A 17,378-nucleotide genomic window follows, 5' to 3' on the forward strand; every position below is an offset into this window, starting at 1 on the left:
TCGTGTCAACCAATGTTGACGCCTTCGAGGGTCAGCGCACGGCCAGCAGCGTGGTGAGCAGGTCGTCCAGGCTCACCAGGCCGGCGACGCGGCCGTCCGACGCGACGGCGAGGCCGAGGTGGCTGTGGCTCGCCTTCAGGACGGCGACCGCCTCGCCGACGGGTGTGCCGACCGGCAGCGCCGGAACGGGGTGCGCCAGGTCCCCGGCGGGGGTGGCGCGGCCCCGCGCGCGGGCCACGAAGGCGTCCCGGACGTGCACCATGCGGGCCTGCCCGGGCCGCCCGGCGCCCCGCAGCATGAGCCGGATGTGGCCGGTTCGGGCGGAGGCGTCGATGACCTCCTGCGGCGTCGCGGACGGCGGGACCGACACGATGTCGGATACCGGCACGACCAGGCCTGCCAGCGGGGCGCGCGGCGCGTCGAGGGCGGCGGTGAGCAGCGTCAGCTCGCTCTGGCCGATCAGCCCCAGCCGCCGCGACTCCTGGGCGATGCTGCGCAGCTGCTCGGGGGTGCGCGACACCTCGCGCGAGTCGGCGGGGCGGACGCCCACCAGCCGCAGCAGCAGGTTCGTGGCGCCGTTCAGCGCCGCCAGCACCGGCCGCACCACGGTGGCGAACGCGCGGAAGGGCAGGCCGAGCACGCTCGCCGAGCGCTCCGGGTCGGCGATCGCCCACGACTTCGGCGCCATCTCGCCGACGACCATGTGCAGGAACGTCACGAGCGCCAGGGCCAGCACGAACGCGACGGCGTGCGCCGCCCCCTCCGGCAGCCCGGCGGCGTGGAACAGCGGCGTGAGGGTCCCCGCGAACACCGGCTCGGACACCAGGCCGAGGCCGAGCGAGCACATCGTGATGCCGAGCTGCGCGCCCGCGAGGGTCAGCGACAGCTCGTCGATCCCCGCGACCGCCGCGCCCGCGCCCCGCCCGCCGCGCGCGGCGGCCCGCTCCAGCCGCGGCCTCCGCGCCGCCACCAGCGCGAACTCGGTGGCGACGAAGAACCCGTTGCCCGCCAGCAGCGCCAGCGTGACCGGTGCGCCCAGCCCGAGGTTCACCCGTCCTCCTCCACGGTGCGGATGCGGATCAGCTCCGGCACGTGCCGGTGGATGGTCAGGACCTCCACCACGGCGGTGCGGGCCGGTTCGTCCAGCCGGGTCGGCGCCAGCCCCACCCGGACGACGTCGCCCGGGCGCGCGACCCGGCCGAGCCGCTTCATCAGCAGCCCCGCGACGGTCTCGTAGTCGCCCTCGGGCAGCGCGATGCCGGTCTCGTGGGCGACCTCGTCCATCCGCAGCCCCGCGTCCGTCGTCCACCACTCGCCGCTGCGGATCGCGAGGTCCTCGCCCGGCTCGTTCTCGTCGGCGATCTCCCCGACCAGTTCCTCGGCGACGTCCTCCCAGGTGAGAATGCCGGCGAAGCCGCCGTACTCGTCCACCACGCAGGCGAGGGGCTCGCCGGCGCCCCGCAGCCGCAGTACCACCTCCGGCAGCGACAGCGACGAGGGCAGCAGCAGCGCCGGCCGGGCGAGCGCGCGGACCTCGGTGCGGGCGGCGGCGTCCGGGCCGAGCGCGACCAGCTCCTTCAGCCCGACGACCCCGACCACGTCGTCGACCCCCTCGCCGAGGACGGGGTAGCGGGTGTGCCCGCTCGCCGCGATCACGTCGCCCAGCTCGGCGGCGCGCGCCGCGGCCGGCACGGTCACCACGTCGACGCGGGGCACCATGACCTCCTCGGCGTCCCGCTCGGAGAACGCCAGGGCCCGCTCCAGCAGGTCGGCGTGGCCCGCCTGGAGCTGCTCCCCGGACTCGCCGATCATGTGCCCGAGCTCCTCCAGCGTCGCGCCGTGCCGCAGCTCCTCCACCGGCTCGATGCCCACCGCGCGGACGAGCCGGTTCGCGGACACGTCGAACAGCCTGATCAGCGGGCCCGCCGCGGTCAGGTAGACCAGGGTGGACCCGGCCAGCGCGCGGGCCAGCCGCTCCGCCCGCGCCAGCGCGAGGTTCTTGGGGAACAGCTCGCCCAGCAGCATCTGGATCACGGTGGCCAGCACGAACCCGAGCGCGACCGCCACCCCGCCGGACGCCGCGTCCGGGACCCCGCCCGCGCGCAGCACAGGCGCGAGCAGGTCGGCCAGGGCCGGTTTGGCGATGAAGCCCACCACCAGCGCGGTGACCGTGATGCCGAGCTGCGCGCCCGACAGCATGAACGAGAGCCGCCCCATCACCCGGACCGCGCGCCCCGCGGCCCGGTCGCCCTCGGCCGCCCGCTGGTCGAGCGCCGGGCGGTCCGCGGTGACGAACGCGAACTCCTGCGCCACGAAGTAGCCGGTCGCGGCGGTCAGCACGAGGACGGCCAGCAGTCCGAGCGCGGCGTTCAACCGGGAATCCTCCTCACGCGCGGCGTCTTCGAGGTCCCTCCTACCCCCGCCCGGGCCGTCCCTCCCCGGGGCGCGGGACGGTTATCGACCGCTCTGTGTGGAATGAACCACAGTGCAGGCGAATCACAGTGCAGGCCGAACCACAGTGCAGGCGAAGAGGCCGGGGCCACGACCGCGAGGGGGCGCCCATGCCGAGACCGTTCGCGTCGTCCGCGGACCTCAGCGGCAAGACGCAGACGCTGGAGGTCCTCGCCGACGGGGTGTACGCGCTGACGGCCGAGGGCGACCCGAACGTGGGAGCGGTCGAGGGCGAGGACTTCCTCGTCTGCTTCGAGGCCCTCGCCACGCCCGCCGCAGCGCGCGACTGGCTCGCCGTGCTGCGCGAGCACACCGACAAGCCCATCCGCTACCTCGTGCTCTCCCACTACCACGCCGTGCGGACGCTGGGCGCGAGCGCGTTCGGAGCCCCGGTGGTCGTCGCGCACGACCTGACGCGCGCGCTCATCGCCGAGCGCGGCAAGCAGGACTGGGAGTCGGAGTACGGCCGGATGCCGCGGTTGTTCAAGGACCCGGACGGCATTCCGGGGCTCACCTGGCCGACCGCGACGTTCTCCGGCACCCTCACCATCGACCTCGGCGGCGACCGCGGCGACCTCGACCTCGCCTACTGCGGGCGCGGCCACACCGAGGGCGACATCGTGGCGTGGCTGCCCCGGCACCGGATCCTGTTCGCCGGCGACCTGGTGGAGACCCAGGCCGCGCTCTACACCGGCGACGCGTTCCACCGCGAGTGGGCGTCCGGCACGCTCGACCACGTCCACTCCTTCGGGGCCGAGACCCTCGTCGGCGGGCGCGGCGCCGTCGCGCACGGCCGCGACGCCGTGCGGGCCGCCGTCGGGCAGACCCGCGACTTCCTCACCACGATGATCGGCGAGGTCGAACGGGTCCGGCGGGAGGGCGGCGCGCTCAGGGACGCGTTCGCCGCCGTCCACGCGGCGCTCGCCCCCGCCTACGGCGGCTGGCCGATCTTCGAGCACTGCCTGCCCTTCGACGTCTCCCGCCTCTGGGACGAGCTGGACGGCGTCGAACGCCCCCGCATCTGGACCGTCGAGCGCGACCGCGAGGTCTGGGCGGAGCTGCAGGACTAGCCGGTACCAGGGGAGGGATGCCCAGCGACGGCAGGAAAGTCCGGATCTCGTGACGAAGCCGAGAGGGCCGGGCCCGCGTGGAAGGCTCGTAACCGCCCGGCACAGGGTTCCCGACGCGGAGGGGAGTGGCGATGACCGAGCGATACCGTCCCCGCCCGGTGTTCGATCCCGGCATCGGCGACGAGGAGCGCGCCCTGCTGGCCGCCGCGCCCGAGCGGCTCGTCCCTGCCTGCCTGCCCGCCCCGGCGCCCCCGCGGCTGCGCACCGCCACGGTCGCGGCGCGGCTGGTATGGATCCCCGCGTTCGCGCTGTTCTACGGCGTCCTGCCGGGCGGATGGCTGCGCGTGTGCTTCGTCGGCTCGCTGGACGACGACGAACTGGTGGGCGGCGCGGTGCGCTGGGGGCGGCTTCCCGTGCTCGCGATGATGCTCACCCCGGCCGTGCAGGTCCTCCTGCTGCTGCTCGGCCAGGTGGAGGCCGCCCTCGCCCTCGCGGCCGCGAGCTTCGCCGCCTGGGTCGCCGGGGCGCTGCGCTACGTCCGGGAGCCCGCCGCCGCCCGCGCCGCGCGCGAGCACCACGGCCGCTACCTGCTGCCGGCCGACTTCGACCAGGCCTCCCGCGGGCTGCTCGTCCGCGCCCAGCATGCGGTGGACGCCGTGCTCGGGTCGCGGGCGCACGGCGCCGGGCTGCTCGACGACATCAACAACTCGGTCGTCCTGCCGCGCCAGGAGTGGGCGATCGCGGGCGCCCTCGCCGAGCACACGCGGCTGCGCCGGGAGCGCCGCGCCCAGCGGCCGGAACGCCTCTCGGCGCGCGTCCGGGCCCTGCTGGAACCGCAGGACCGCGCCCTGGAACTGTCGGTCCGCTCGGTCACCGGGCGGATCGAGGCGCTGGAGGCCTACGCCCGCCGGGCGGGCGAGGCCGACGACGCCTACCACGAGGCCGGCGTCCTGCAGGGGCTGCCCGAGCAGAACGCCCGCTACCGGGACCTGCTCGCGAGCACCGTCGGGGACGCGATGGCGGGCGAGGAGATCCGCGGGATGGCCGAGGACGCCCGCCGGGCCGAGCTGGCGCTGCGCGAGCGCGTCGCCGGCGCCGTGCGGGCCGGGCACGAGCTCGGCGCGCCGCCCGCCTGATCCCGCTCAGCTCTCGGCGAGCACGATGACGCGGTCGTCGGCCGAGAGCGTCAGCGGCGCCGTCTTCTCCGGGTTCAGCACCACCCCGTAGCCGGGCGGCTCGTGGAACCGCTCCGTCAGGCGGTAGCCGAGCGCGACCTCGCCGCGCCGCCGCGCGGCCTCGATGAGCGTCGCGAAGTCGGCCTCGGCGCCCGGCGCCAGGTAGTCGCAGGCCGGCTTGAGGTAGATCTCCGAGCCGGCCGGGTCGAGCAGGTCGGCGAACACCTCGTACAGGTGCCGGTTCTCGCTCAGCTGGGTCAGCATCAGGCTGATCAGCTTCTCGCTGACCACGAAGTCGTCGGCCTTGGTGACCTGCGCGATCTCCCGGTTGGCGTCATCGTTGATCTCGCTGACGATCGCGAAGGGATCGCCGAGCCCGTCCTCGATGTCGCGCAGGTGCAGCAGCGTGACGAGGGTGCGGGCGTCGGCGTGCTCCCGGTCGCGCCGGGCGTCCGACAGCACGATGACGCGCTGGAACGAGCCGAGGTCGAGGGACTCCAGCGCCGGCCGCTCGGTCGGCTCCGCCCGGATGAAGTCGATCTTGAGATTGGTCGCCGGGGGCAGCGCCCCGGTGGGGTCCTCGCGCGGCGCGGCGACCACCAGCGCCGAGTCCGGGGCGAGGAACTCGTCCAGCAGCTCGATGATCTTCGGTGCGCGGTGGTTCCAGCCGAGCATCAGCGTGCGCTCGGGCACCAGGGGCCGCGGGGTCGCCGTCGTGATCGCCGCCTCCCGGACGGGCGGCGCGGGTCCGGTGGCCAGCCGGATCAGCAGGTCGTCCTCCGCCAGGAGGATGATCTCGTCGTCGGCGCGGATCACGGTGTCCATCGGCGGGTTCAGCAGGACGGCCCCGTCCGCCCGCCGCAGTCCGGACGGGACGCCGAGGTCGTAGGCCGACAGCGACTCCCCGAACGTCATGCCCGCGAGTGCCGGTTCGGCGCGCATGTAGAACTCGTGGCCGACGAAGTCCAGCAGCTCGGTGCAGACCTGCGACAGCCCCGACTGGCGGTGCGACTGGACGATCAGCCGGATCGCCACGTCGTCGGCGTCGATGACGTGCGCGGAGGGGCCGCCCGCGAGCCGCGCGGCGGGCAGGTTGGCCGAGTCGTGCACGGCGGCGACCACGTGCGGGCGGCGCCGCCCCCAGGAACGGGCGCCGAGCGACAGCAGCACCTTGATGATGCGGGCGTCGGCCTCGTCGACCTCGGGCGTGACCACCATGATGGACCGCGCGGTGCCGGGGCTGACCAGCTCCACGTCCGCGACCTTCAGCGGGTCGCCGGTCCGGCACACGATCCTGGTGCGGCCGAGGTCGCCGACCCTCGCGCGGATCGCGTCCTCCATCTCGACCTTGTCGCGGTCGGCGAGGATCGCGACGCACGACCTGCGCCGGCTCTGGTTGGCCTCCACCAGCTCCGCCACCACGGTGAAGACCTGCTCGGACCAGCCGAGCAGCACCGTGTGGTCGTGCTCGACGATCCGCGACCGGCCCTTGCGCAGCTCGGTGATCTTCGATTCGAGGCCGGTGGTGAGCACGCCGATGAGCGAGCTGACGATGAAGATCCCGCCGATGGTCGAGACCAGCATCAGGCCGAGGTACGGCGCGGTGCCGGTGTCGTCCCCCATCGTCCCGGGATCGAGCGTGCGCAGCAGGCTGCGCCAGACCATGCCGGGCCAGTGGCCGTTGGACTCGCTGTCGCCGGGCGCGATCACGACCGCCGCGGTCGCCACCACCAGCACCAGCGCCCCGGACGCGAGCCCGAGCCAGCCGATGAGGGCGGGCGTCCCTTTCGACATCGTCCGGTCGAACCAGTACCGGACCCTGTCCCGCCGCGTCACGCGTGTCAACGGGCCGCCCCCTCCGCCGTCGCCCCCGGCGCCAGCTTATTGTGTTGTCTCGCGCCATTACTGGCATTCTCTCCCGCAATGGGGGGAGGATTTGCCCGATGCGCACGCAAGAGGGGCCGGGACGCGGATAAATCCGCCCCGGCCCCTCGCCGCGCGCCGGAACACCGCCGGCCGCGCGGCGTCCGCTAGTGCGCGGCTTCGTACTGCTCGATCACATTGGCGGGGATACGGCCCCGCTCATTGACCTTGATGCCGCGGTTCTTCGCCCACTCGCGAATCTCGGCGGAGCGCTCGCGGCTGCCCGCGGTGCGCGTCCCGCGGCCGCCCCGGCCCGCGGCCTTGCGCGCCTTGCGGGCGCCGGCCACGAACGGCTCCAGGCCGCTGCGGAGCTTGGCGGCGTTCTTCTTGCTCAGGTCGATCTCATAAGACGTGCCGTCGATGGAAAAGCTGACGGTCTCGTCGGCCTCTCCGCCGTCGATGTCGTCCACGAGAAGGACTTCGACCTTCTGTGCCATGCGGGGACTCCCTCTAGCTATGCGTCCGGCTTGGCGTCCGGATGTGCCTCGATGAATGCAGCATAGACCTCATCCGATATCTTGCCACGTTCGGAGACTTCGATGTCCTCACGCAATGCCCACGCCCGGACATCGCCGTTCGTGTAGCCCTTGATCTTCGCGGTGCGCGACTTGCGGCCCTTCCCGGCCTGCTTCACCTCGGCGGCGTTCTCGATGAAGGGCGCGAGGGCGTCCAGCATCTCGTTCAGCCGCTTGTAGTTGTCATCGTTCAAGTCGATCGTGAACGTCCGGTCCAGGACTTCGAAGTCCCGCTTTGCGACATCGGCTCCTTCGGAGCCGTCGATGTCGTCCACCCGAATGACCTTCTCGGCCATGTGTTCTGTGTCTTCCTTCCCCTCGCCGACGCGGCGACCTTGACCGTAGCGGATTCCGGGGGCGGACATGGTGGCGGGACGCGCGGGGAGCACGGAAGTCGGCGCCGCCGCGGTGCGCCGCCGGGTGTCGTCCCGCCGGCCTCGCGCCGAGGCCGGTCCAGGGACCGGTGACCGGGGGAGGGGCGGACGGGACCCAAGTTCCGGTCAAACAGCGCATGCCGCGGAGTTCCCGGGGTAGCCGCCACATCACGGGCGCAGCCACCACCACCACCGAAGTCATGACCTGAGGAGCCAGAGCATGGGCGACCGCACCGGCGGCGACGACCGGAAGCAGCAGCAGCTGGACCATCGGCGGGTGAGCCCGGAAGGGGCGAGGCTCACCACCGACCAGGGGCTCCGGGTCGACGACACCGACAACTCGCTGTCCGCCGGGGAGCGCGGGCCCTCGCTGATGGAGGATTTCCATCTGCGCGAGAAGATCACCCATTTCGACCACGAGCGGATTCCCGAGCGGGTCGTGCACGCGCGCGGGTCGGGAGCCTACGGCCATTTCAGGCTGCACGAGTCCCTCGCCGAGTACACGACGGCCGAATTCCTGACGGACACCTCGCTGACGACGCCGGTGTTCGTGCGGTTCTCCACCGTCGCCGGGTCCCGCGGCTCCGCCGACACGGTCCGGGACGTCCGCGGCTTCGCCACGAAGTTCTACACGCGGCAGGGCAATTTCGACCTCGTCGGCAACAACATGCCGGTCTTCTTCATCCAGGACGGCATCAAGTTCCCCGACTTCGTGCACGCGGTGAAGCCCGAGCCGGCGAGCGAGATCCCGCAGGCGTCCTCCGCGCACGACACCCTCTGGGACTTCGTGCAACTCCAGCCCGAGACCATGCACATGATGATGTGGCTCATGTCGGACCGGGCGCTGCCGCGCAGTTACGCGATGATGGAGGGCTTCGGCGTCCATACTTTCCGGCTCGTGAACGCCCAGGGGCGCGCGACGTTCGTGAAGTTCCACTGGAAGCCGAGGCTCGGAACCCACTCGCTCGCCTGGGACGAGACCCAGAAGATCGCGGGGAAGAACCCCGACTTCAACAGGGCCGACCTGTGGGAGCGGATCGAGTCCGGCGTCTTCCCCGAGTACGAGTTCGGGGTCCAGCTCGTCCCGGAGGAGGACGAGCACGCGTTCGACTTCGACCTGCTCGACCCGACCAAGATCATTCCGGAGGAGCAGGTGCCGGTGCGGCGGGTCGGCACGCTGGTGCTCGACCGCAACCCCGACAACTTCTTCGCCGAGACCGAGCAGGTCGCCTTCCATCTCGGCAACGTCGTGCCCGGCATCGACTTCACCAACGACCCGCTGCTGCAGGCGCGGCTGTTCTCCTACCTGGACACGCAGCTGATCCGGCTCGGCGGCCCGAACTTCCCGCAGCTCCCGGTGAACCGGCCCGTCGCGCCGGTCCGCAACCACCACCGCGACGGCTACCACCAGACGGACCTCCACCAGGGGCGGGCGAGCTACCACAAGAACTCGCTGTCGGGCGGCTGCCCGGCGGTCGGCGGCGAGGGCTCCTACACCCACTACCAGGAGCGGGTGGACGGCCACAAGATCCGCAAGCGGAGCGAGAGCTTCGCCGACCACTACTCCCAGGCGACGCTGTTCTGGAACAGCATGTCCGACTGGGAGAAGGAGCACATCGTCGGCGCGTTCCGGTTCGAGCTCGGCAAGTGCGACCACCGGCACATCCGGGAGGGCGTCGTCGAGCAGCTCGACCGCGTCGACCACGACCTCGCCGTCCAGGTCGCCGAGGGCGTCGGGGTGGAGCCGCCGCGGAAGGCGGCGACGGCCAACCACGGCCGCACGTCGCCCGCGCTGAGCCAGGCGAACGCCCGCGCGGACTCCGTCCAGGGCCGCAAGATCGCCGTGCTGGTGGCGGACGGGGCCGACTCGGCGGCCGTCGCGGCGGTCGGCGACGCGCTCACCGAGGCCGGGGCGGTGGTCGAGATCCTCGCCGCGAAGGACGGCTTCGTCCAGGCGGCCAACGGGGGCCAGATCGAGGTGACCCGAGCCATGTCGACGGTCGCCTCCGTCCTCTACGACGCGGTGTTCGTGCCGGGCGGCGAGCAGAGCGCGCAGGCGCTGGCGGGGGACGGCGACGCCGTGCACTTCGTCGCGGAGGCCTTCGTGCACTGCAAGGCGATCGGCGCGCTCGACGCCGGCATCGGCCTTCTGGAGCGTGCCGGCATCGACGGCGTGCGGTTCTCCGACGGCGACACCGTCAGCGACGCCGGCGTCGTCACCGGGCGCGGGGCGGGCGGCGGCTTCCCCGCCGAGCTGGTCGAGGCGGTCGCGGCGCACCGGCACTGGACGCGCAAGAAGGCGCACGTGCCGGCCTGACGCGCGGCCGGGGGCCGGCGTCCCGCCCGCGGGCGGGACGGATCGGGGGACGGGGCCCGGCGCGGCGGACGCTCACAGGAGCCGCCGCGCCGGGCCCCGCCGCACTGGCCGCATTCTGCCAATCATTTGTGGGCAAGGTCACAGGAGTGCGGCCGTCCGGTCAATTGAATAATAATTTGAAAATATACCTTGTGCGATTTCCGCGAAAGTGCGCGGCGCCGCTCGGACGGAAACGCGCGGGGTCCGGCCCGCCGGTGCCCGGGTGACGTGCGAGATCCGTGCCGTCGCGGCCGCCCCCTCCCCGCAAGCGGACGCTGACATGCGGTTTCCGAGGCGCCGGTGCCTGTCGCGGAGCGTGTCCGCGTCGCGCCGGTCGCCGGACCGGGCGGCCTGGCGCGCCCCGGACGGCCCGGGGGGCGCGGTTCAGAAATTCGCATTCATGTAGCAAGATGACGGCCGTCCGGTCGGCTGGTCCGCCCTTCCCGGAAGGGCGGTCGGCGCCGTTTCCCGCGCGGCCGGCGAGCATCCGGGCTTCGTCCGGGAGCTGCACCGGGTGGTCGACGGGACCGCCGGCCACCCGCCCGGGCTTCCGCTGGCGGTGAGCTAGGCGAGGCCCATCTCGCGCCTGACGGCCTCGAACTGCACCGCCATCGCGTCCGAGAGCGCCTGCGCGCCCGAAAGCGGCCGGACCATGACGCAGAACTCGTCGATGAGCCCGGCGTCGTCGTGGTGCAGGAAGTCGCAGCCGTGCACCTCGCGGTCGCCGATCCGCGCCTTGAAGACCAGCGCGTGGTCCCGCCCGCCGCCGATCTCCCGGACGTAGCGGAAGTCCTCGAAGACCCGGGTCACCGCGCGGAGGATCGCGGTGACCGTCGCACGTCCCTCGTACGGCGCGAACGCCACCGGGCTGAGGAACGTGACGTCCTCGGCCAGCAGCGCCGGGAGGGCGTCCAGGTCGCCCTTCTCGGCGGCGGCGCGGAACGGGTGCATCGGGTCCACCTCCAGAGCCACGGTTCTCGGCACGCCCGAAGACGTGCCGGAAAGCCTAGAGCGGGCGGCCCCGGTCCGCGATCACCCCGCGGGCGGCGTCACGTGCCGGGCTGCAGCAGCACCTTGATGGCGCCGTCCTGCTTCTTCTGGAACATCTCGTAGGCCTGCGGCGCCTTCTCCAGCGGCCAGCGGTGCGTGGCGAGGTCCATCACGCCGAGCGGGTCGGCGTCGTCGGCGACGAGCGGCATCACGTCGTCGATCCAGCGCCTGACGTGGGCCTGGCCCATGCGCAGGGTGATGCCCTTGTCGAACATCTGCATCATCGGCAGCGGGTCCGTCATGCCTCCGTACACGCCGCTGAGGGAGATCGTCCCGCTCCGCCGGACGACCTCGATGGCCGTGGTGAGCGCCGCGAGCCGGTCCATCCCGACGCGCGACATCAGCGGCGCGGCGGAGTTCCCCGGCATGAGCCCGGTGAGGGTCTGCGCCAGCTTGGCGCCGGGGGAGCCGTGCGCCTCCATGCCGACCGCGTCGATCACCGAGTCGGTGCCGCGCCCGCCGGTGAGCTGCCGGACCGCGTCCGGCACGTCGTCGGTGTCGGAGGCGTCGATCACCTCGACGCCGTGCCGGCGCGCCATCTCCAGCCGCTCCGGGACGAGGTCGACCGCGATGACGCGGTGGCCGAGGTGGCGGGCCACGCGGGCCGACATCTGCCCGATGGGGCCGAGCCCGAGCACGGTGACCGAGCCGCCCTCGGGGATGTCGGCGAAGGCCACCGCCTGCCAGGACGTGGGGAGCACGTCCGACAGGTAGAGGAACCGCTCGTCCGGCGGCCCGTCCGGCACCTTGATCGGCCCGAACTGGGCCTGCGGCACCCGCAGGTACTCGGCCTGCCCCCCGGGCACCTGGCCGTACAGCCGCGTGTAGCCGAACAGGGCCGCGCCGGTGCCCTGCTCGCGAACCTGCGTCGTCTCGCACTGCGCGTACAGTTCCATGCCGCACATGTGGCAGTGCCCGCACGCGATGTTGAACGGGATGACCACGCGGTCGCCGGGCTTGACGTGGGTGACGTCGGGCCCGGTCTCCTCGACGACGCCGATCGGCTCGTGGCCGAGGACGTCGCCCTCGCTCATGAACGGCCCGAGCACCTCGTACAGGTGCAGGTCCGAACCGCAGATGCCGGACGAGGTGACCCGGATGACCGCGTCGTTCGGCTCCTTGATCTTCGGGTCGGGGACCTCCTCGACGCGGACGTCGCGCTTGCCGTGCCAGGTGACAGCCTTCATCGTGCTCCTCCGGTGGGACGGGCTCCGTCCCAGGCGGCCCTACCCGGGCGGCCGGGGCGAAACGTCCGCGCCCGCCGTCAGGGGCAGCGGTGGGCCCGCGCGACGGCCCGCACCGCCGCGGTCCGGGTCGACCAGAGGGAGGGCATGGCGGGCGGGTACGCGTCCGGCCCCGGTTCGGGGCGCAGCCGGAACCCGCGTGCGTCGTAGGCCTCCCAGCCCGTCCTGCGGCCGCGCAGGTTCAGCACGTGCGTCACGATGCCTGCGGCGTGCCCGTCGTGCCGCAGATGCCAGCGGTGGGCGTCCCGGTCCGCGGTCGTGAACTGGTACAGCCGCCAGCCGGGCCCGACGCGGTGGGCCAGGTCGAGCGTCACGAGCGGCTCGCCGCCGCCGGGGCGCCTGGTCCTTTCCCGGGTGCCGGCGCCGGCGGCGGCGCGCCGGCCGGAGTCGCGGACGAGCCGGGCGAGTTCGCGTGCGGCCTCCGCCAGGGCGTGCGCGGCCTCCGCCAGCCGCCGCTCCTCGGCGGGCGGCGGCGCGCCGGCGCCGGTCTCGCGGCGCGCCCGCGCCGTCCTCCTGCGCGCGGCGTCCAGCCGGTCGAGCGCGCGTGCGGCCTCGTCGCGCGCGGCCGCGACACCGGCCTGCCCGTCGACGTGCTGCGGGCGGGCGGGTTCGGCGGGCTCGCGGGCCCGGGGGGTGAGCTTCTCGTCTCGCACGGGGGGCTCCTTCGATAGTGCCTTCTCCGGCGCTTTCCCGAAGTTCGCGCCTTCATCCCCCGCACGAGCCGCAGGTCAACGACATAGAGGCTTTTTGGAGGAAATGTCGGATTGCAGGCCGCCTCCGGCCCCTTCCCGCCGCGTTTGAAACCGGCGTGCGCGGCAAGTGGCCGAGTGGGGTCGGCGGGGGGAGGGGAGGGCCGGGATGACGACCGTGCAGGGGCGGGAGGACACAAGCGTCGCCGACGCGCTCGCGCGGCACCGCAAGGGGACGAGGGTCGGCCATGTGCTGGCGACGACCGACCACAAGATGGTCGGCTACCTCTATCTCGGGACGTCGTTCGCGATGTTCCTGGCCGCCGGGCTGATGGCCATGGTGATGCGGGCCGAACTGCTGGAGCCCGGCAAGCAGGTGGTGAGCAACCACACCTACAACGAGATGTTCACCATCCACGGCACGATCATGATGCTGCTGTTCGCCACCCCGCTGTTCGCCGGGTTCGCCAACGTGCTCGTCCCGCTGCAGATCGGGGCGCCGGACGTGGCCTTCCCGCGGATGAACGCCCTCACCTACTACCTGTTCCTGTTCGGCGCGCTCATGGTGCTGGCCTCGTTCATCATGCCGGGCGGCGCCCCCGGCTTCGGCTGGTTCGCCTACACGCCCCTGTCCACCCAGACCTACACGCCGAACCAGGGCGGCGACATGTGGGCCATGGGACTGATCCTGTCGGGATTCGGGACGATCCTGACCTCGGTGAACATGATCGCCACGATCATCGCGATGCGCGCCCCGGGGATGGTGATGTTCCGGCTGCCGATCTTCACCTGGAACGTGCTGCTGACGAGTCTGATGGTGCTCATCGCCTTCCCGGTCCTCACCGCGGCGCTGTTCGCGCTGGAGGCCGACCGCAGGCTCGGCGCCCACATCTACGACCCCTCCAACGGCGGCGCGCTGCTCTGGCAGCACCTGTTCTGGTTCTTCGGCCATCCCGAGGTCTACATCGCCGCGCTGCCGTTCTTCGGGATCATCACCGAGATCCTCCCGGTGTTCAGCCGCAAGCCGCTGTTCGGCTACCTCGGCATGGTCGGCGCCACCATCGCGATCACCGGGCTGTCGATGACGGTCTGGGCGCACCACATGTTCGCCACCGGCGGCGTGCTGCTGCCCTTCTTCTCCATCACCTCCTTCATGATCGCCGTGCCGACCGGCCTGAAGTTCTTCAACTGGGTGGGGACGCTCTGGAAGGGGCACCTGACCTTCGAGACGCCGATGCTGTTCGCGCTCGGGTTCCTGGTGACGTTCCTGTTCGGCGGTCTGACGGGGGTCATCCTCGCCTCACCCCCCATGGACTTCCACCTCACCGACTCCTTCTTCGTCGTCGCCCACCTGCACTACGTCCTGTTCGGCACCGTGGTGTTCGCGATGTTCGGCGGGTTCTACTTCTGGTGGCCGAAGATGACCGGCCGGATGCTGAACGAGACCTGGGGGAGGATCCACTTCTGGTCGCTGTTCGTCGGCTTCCACACCACCTTCCTCGTCCAGCACTGGCTGGGCGCCGAAGGCATGCCGCGCCGCTACGCCGACTACCCCGAGCAGTTCGCGACCCTGAACCTCGTCTCGTCGATCGGCTCGTTCGTCCTGGGCGCCTCGACGTTCGCGTTCCTCTGGAACGTGCTGTGGTCCTGGCGGCACGCCGAACGCGTCGAGACGGACGACCCGTGGGGCGCCGGCGCCTCGCTGGAATGGGCGACCTCGTGCCCGCCGCCCCGCCACAACTTCACCTCGATGCCGCGAATCCGCTCCTCGCGCCCGGCGTTCGACCTCCACTACCCGCCGAAGGAGCCGCCCCAGGAGGCCGAGCCGGCGCTGCCGCCGCCGGGGTCGCCCGGCTGACCGGGCGCGCTCACCCGCCCTGGCCGTCGTCCGGGGAGCCCTCCCGCAGGTCGCCCTGGCCGCCCCCGTGCGACTCCGCCTGGTAGTTGAGATAGAACCGGTTGACGCGGGTCCGGACCTGCGTGCGGGCCCGGTCCGGCGTCGGCAGCGGGATCAGGTGGTGCGGGTAGGGCGCGACCAGCTCGCCGGGCCGCCGCACCTCCATCAGCGCCACCGCGTCCTCGGACGGCTGCTCGTGCCGCTCCCGGAACCCCCCGTCCGGCGTCAGCGAGACCAGGCCGCTCTCGACGCCCTCCTCGCGCGTGCGCAGGTCGCGGCGCTGCAGGCTCAGGCAGACCCGGCGGGTGACGGCGAAGGCCGCGATCGGGAAGACGAAGAAGCCGGCGCGGAAGAACCAGGTCGTCCAGAACAGCGGGATCTTGAAGACCGCGGAGATGTAGTCGTTGCCGCCGGCCGCCAGCAGGTTGCCGTACCAGGCGATGACGGCGGCCCCGATCGCGGTCCTGGTCGCGGCGTTGCGCGGCCGGTCCAGCAGGTGGTGCAGGCGCTCGTCCCCCGTCGCCCAGCGCTCCACGAAGGGGTACAGGCCGATGAGCGTGAAGAACAGACCCGGCAGGATGACGGCCGGGACCAGCACGCTCCAGGAGACCGTGTGCCCGGCCACGGTCGTGGACAGGCGCGGCATGATGCGCAGCGAGCCTTCGAGGAACCCGACGTACCAGTCGGGCTGGGAGCCGAACGACACCTGGTCCGGATCGTAGGGGCCGTACAGCCAGACCGGGTTGATCTGGAAGAACGCCGCCAGCGCGGCCAGGACGCCGAACGTGAAGAGGAAGTAGGCCGTGCTCTGCGTGGCGAAGTGCGGGAAGGTCGGCTCGCCGGTCACCGCCCGCTCCCGCCGCCCCCTCCCCGGAAAGATCGTGTGGGTCTGGTGCCACAGGATCATCAGGTGCGCCGTGATGAGGGCCAGCAGGATGCCGGGGATGAGCAGGATGTGCACGGTGAACAGCCGCGGGATGAACTCCTCGGCGGAGGGGAACTGCCCGCCGAAGGCCCACAGGGCCGCGTACGTCCCGACGAGCGGGACCGACAGCAGGATGCCCTGGAAGATCCGCAGGCCGGTGCCCGACAGCAGGTCGTCCGGCAGCGAGTACCCGGCGAACCCCTCGGCGACGGCAAGTGCGAACAGCGTCGTGCCGATCACCCAGTTGATCTCCCGCGGCTTGCGGAACGCGCCGGTGAAGAAGACCCGCAGCAGGTGGACGGAGATCGCCGCGACGAAGACGTTCGCCGCCCAGTGGTGGATCTGCCGCATCAGCAGCCCGCCCCGCACGTCGAACGACAGGTGCAGGGTGGAGGCGTACGCCTCGCTCACCCTGACGCCCTTGAGCGGGCCGTACGAGCCGTCGTAGACGATCTCTCTGCCGCTCGGGTGGAAGAAGAGCGTCAGGTAGACGCCGGTGAGCAGGAGGACGACGAACGAGTAGAGCGCGATCTCGCCGAGCAGGAACGACCAGTGCTTGGGGAACGCCTTGCGGAGGTTCTTGTCCAGGAACTCGGTGGACCCGAGCCGGTCGTTGACCCCCCAGAAGAGCTTCTGCACCCGCTCGGCCTTCGCGGTGCCGCTGCCGTTTTGCCCTGCCATAGCGTTCTCCCCTGCCGAGCAGTGGTGTCCCTTGGGCGGCTACCCGGGGCGGGTAGGGGCAAACGCTCCGCATCGGCGGCGCGAACGGGTCAGGCGCCGGCCGCGTAGAGCACCTCCCGCATGCCGGGGAGGGCCTCCCGGTCGGCGCGCCAGACGAGGCGGAGGCCGAGGTCGGGGGCGTCGAACGCGAGCCGGGCGAGGGTTCCGGCCGCCAGCCGGTCGCGGACGGCGAACTCGGGGAGCAGCGCGATGCCGAGGCCCTGCTCGGCCCAGGACGCCATCACGGTGACGCTGCCCGCCCTGACCCGCTCGACCGCGGAGCCGAGGAGCCGCTCGCCGGCCATCCAGAACGAGCACGCCGGCACGTTGACCAGCAGCCTCTCGCCGCGCAGGTCGCCGGCGGCCAGGCGCGGCGCCCCGGCGAGCCGGTGGTCCGGCGCGGCGACGAGGGCGAGCGGCACCGGCTCGACGTCGACGAAGTCCAGCGGCGCCGCCGGGGGCGGGAAGCCGAGGCCGCCCACGTCCTCACCGGCGTCCAGCAGCAGCGCGGCCTCCAGGTCCCCGGCGGCGACCGCGTCCAGGAGCCGGTCGCGGGCCGCGTCCGACCGGACCTCGACCCGCAGCCCGGGCCGCCGCCCGGACAGCCTGGCGAGGACGCGGGGGACGTGCGTGGCGGCGATCGACTCCAGCGCGCCGAGCCGCAGCACCGGCTGCTCCCCGGTCACCTCGCGGCGGGCCTCCTCGGCCTGCCGCAGCAGGAGCCGCGCCCATTCGCGCATCCGCTCGCCCGCCTCGGTCGGCCGCATGCCCTTCGGGCCGCGGTGGAACAGCGGGACGCCGAGCGACGCCTCCAGCGCGCGGATCTGCTCCGACACCGACGACGGCGCGAGGCCGAGCGCGTTGGCGGCGTCGGTGACGGTCCGGTGGGCGACGACGGCCTCGAACGTCCGCAGTTGGCGCAGTTCCATGCCGGTGGCAACCCCGGCCGCGCGTTCGGATATTCCGAACGCGGCGTGCGGCCCCGCCGG

At 72.5% G+C, this 17,378-nt stretch carries 14 protein-coding genes; 4 read left to right on the plus strand and 10 right to left on the minus strand.

Annotated features, from left to right (window positions below; genetic code table 11):
- Window positions 1–31: 31 nt before the first annotated feature.
- Complete coding sequence (locus tag BKA00_RS04520; RefSeq protein ID WP_185023718.1) at window positions 32–1,051, minus strand: hemolysin family protein; 1,020 nt, start codon at window positions 1,049–1,051, stop codon at window positions 32–34.
- Window positions 1,048–2,373 carry a hemolysin family protein gene (locus tag BKA00_RS04525; RefSeq protein WP_185023719.1) on the minus strand — a complete coding sequence of 442 codons (1,326 nt, stop codon included), beginning with the start codon at window positions 2,371–2,373 and terminating at the stop codon, window positions 1,048–1,050. The genes BKA00_RS04520 and BKA00_RS04525 overlap by 4 nt, the downstream gene beginning before the upstream one ends.
- A 188-nt stretch (window positions 2,374–2,561) precedes the next feature.
- Between BKA00_RS04525 and BKA00_RS04530 the strand changes: the two genes are divergently transcribed.
- Together BKA00_RS04530 and BKA00_RS04535 are read left to right on the plus strand one after the other, a co-directional pair.
- Window positions 2,562–3,521 (plus strand): MBL fold metallo-hydrolase, encoded by a 960-nt coding sequence (locus BKA00_RS04530; protein WP_185023720.1) that lies wholly within the window; start codon window positions 2,562–2,564, stop codon window positions 3,519–3,521.
- A 131-nt stretch (window positions 3,522–3,652) separates the two neighbouring features.
- Complete coding sequence (locus BKA00_RS04535) at window positions 3,653–4,657, plus strand: hypothetical protein (RefSeq protein ID WP_185023721.1); 1,005 nt, start codon at window positions 3,653–3,655, stop codon at window positions 4,655–4,657.
- Between the two features lie 6 nt (window positions 4,658–4,663).
- Here BKA00_RS04535 and BKA00_RS04540 read toward each other — a convergent pair whose 3' ends face one another.
- The 3 genes from BKA00_RS04540 to BKA00_RS04550 all read right to left on the minus strand — a co-directional run bounded on the left by BKA00_RS04540 (window position 4,664) and on the right by BKA00_RS04550 (window position 7,430).
- On the minus strand, window positions 4,664–6,541 hold the full coding sequence (locus BKA00_RS04540) for a CASTOR/POLLUX-related putative ion channel (RefSeq protein WP_221493012.1): 1,878 nt from the start codon (window positions 6,539–6,541) through the stop codon (window positions 4,664–4,666).
- Between the two features lie 185 nt (window positions 6,542–6,726).
- Window positions 6,727–7,056, minus strand: a complete 330-nt coding sequence (locus BKA00_RS04545) for a histone-like nucleoid-structuring protein Lsr2 (protein ID WP_179842640.1) — start codon at window positions 7,054–7,056, stop codon at window positions 6,727–6,729.
- 17 nt (window positions 7,057–7,073) lie between these two features.
- The gene (locus BKA00_RS04550) at window positions 7,074–7,430 is read right to left on the minus strand and encodes a histone-like nucleoid-structuring protein Lsr2 (RefSeq protein WP_185023722.1); all 357 of its coding nucleotides are present in this window, start codon (window positions 7,428–7,430) and stop codon (window positions 7,074–7,076) included.
- A gap of 298 nt (window positions 7,431–7,728) precedes the next feature.
- On the opposite strand from BKA00_RS04550, the gene BKA00_RS04555 reads away from it, so the two are divergent.
- Window positions 7,729–9,825 carry a catalase gene (locus BKA00_RS04555; protein WP_185023723.1) on the plus strand — a complete coding sequence of 699 codons (2,097 nt, stop codon included), beginning with the start codon at window positions 7,729–7,731 and terminating at the stop codon, window positions 9,823–9,825.
- A gap of 603 nt (window positions 9,826–10,428) precedes the next feature.
- Here the strand turns inward: BKA00_RS04555 and BKA00_RS04560 are convergent.
- The 3 genes from BKA00_RS04560 to BKA00_RS04570 form a co-directional block, all read right to left on the minus strand.
- A complete protein-coding gene (locus tag BKA00_RS04560; protein ID WP_185033683.1) occupies window positions 10,429–10,815 on the minus strand; it encodes a nuclear transport factor 2 family protein in 387 nt (128 codons plus the stop codon).
- 98 nt (window positions 10,816–10,913) lie between these two features.
- A complete protein-coding gene (locus BKA00_RS04565; protein ID WP_185023724.1) occupies window positions 10,914–12,101 on the minus strand; it encodes a zinc-dependent alcohol dehydrogenase in 1,188 nt (395 codons plus the stop codon).
- 77 nt (window positions 12,102–12,178) lie between these two features.
- On the minus strand, window positions 12,179–12,811 hold the full coding sequence (locus BKA00_RS04570) for a hypothetical protein (RefSeq protein ID WP_185023725.1): 633 nt from the start codon (window positions 12,809–12,811) through the stop codon (window positions 12,179–12,181).
- 205 nt (window positions 12,812–13,016) lie between these two features.
- Here BKA00_RS04570 and ctaD point away from each other — a divergent pair, with 205 nt between their 5' ends.
- On the plus strand, window positions 13,017–14,705 hold the full coding sequence (ctaD, locus tag BKA00_RS04575; RefSeq protein ID WP_185023726.1) for an aa3-type cytochrome oxidase subunit I: 1,689 nt from the start codon (window positions 13,017–13,019) through the stop codon (window positions 14,703–14,705).
- A gap of 10 nt (window positions 14,706–14,715) precedes the next feature.
- Here ctaD and qcrB read toward each other — a convergent pair whose 3' ends face one another.
- Window positions 14,716–16,350 (minus strand): cytochrome bc1 complex cytochrome b subunit, encoded by a 1,635-nt coding sequence (qcrB, locus tag BKA00_RS04580; protein WP_185023727.1) that lies wholly within the window; start codon window positions 16,348–16,350, stop codon window positions 14,716–14,718.
- An 89-nt stretch (window positions 16,351–16,439) separates the two neighbouring features.
- The gene (locus tag BKA00_RS04585) at window positions 16,440–17,318 is read right to left on the minus strand and encodes a LysR family transcriptional regulator (protein ID WP_185023728.1); all 879 of its coding nucleotides are present in this window, start codon (window positions 17,316–17,318) and stop codon (window positions 16,440–16,442) included.
- Window positions 17,319–17,378: the final 60 nt, after the last annotated feature.

Source organism: Actinomadura coerulea, from assembly GCF_014208105.1.
Lineage (GTDB): Bacteria > Actinomycetota > Actinomycetes > Streptosporangiales > Streptosporangiaceae > Spirillospora > Spirillospora coerulea.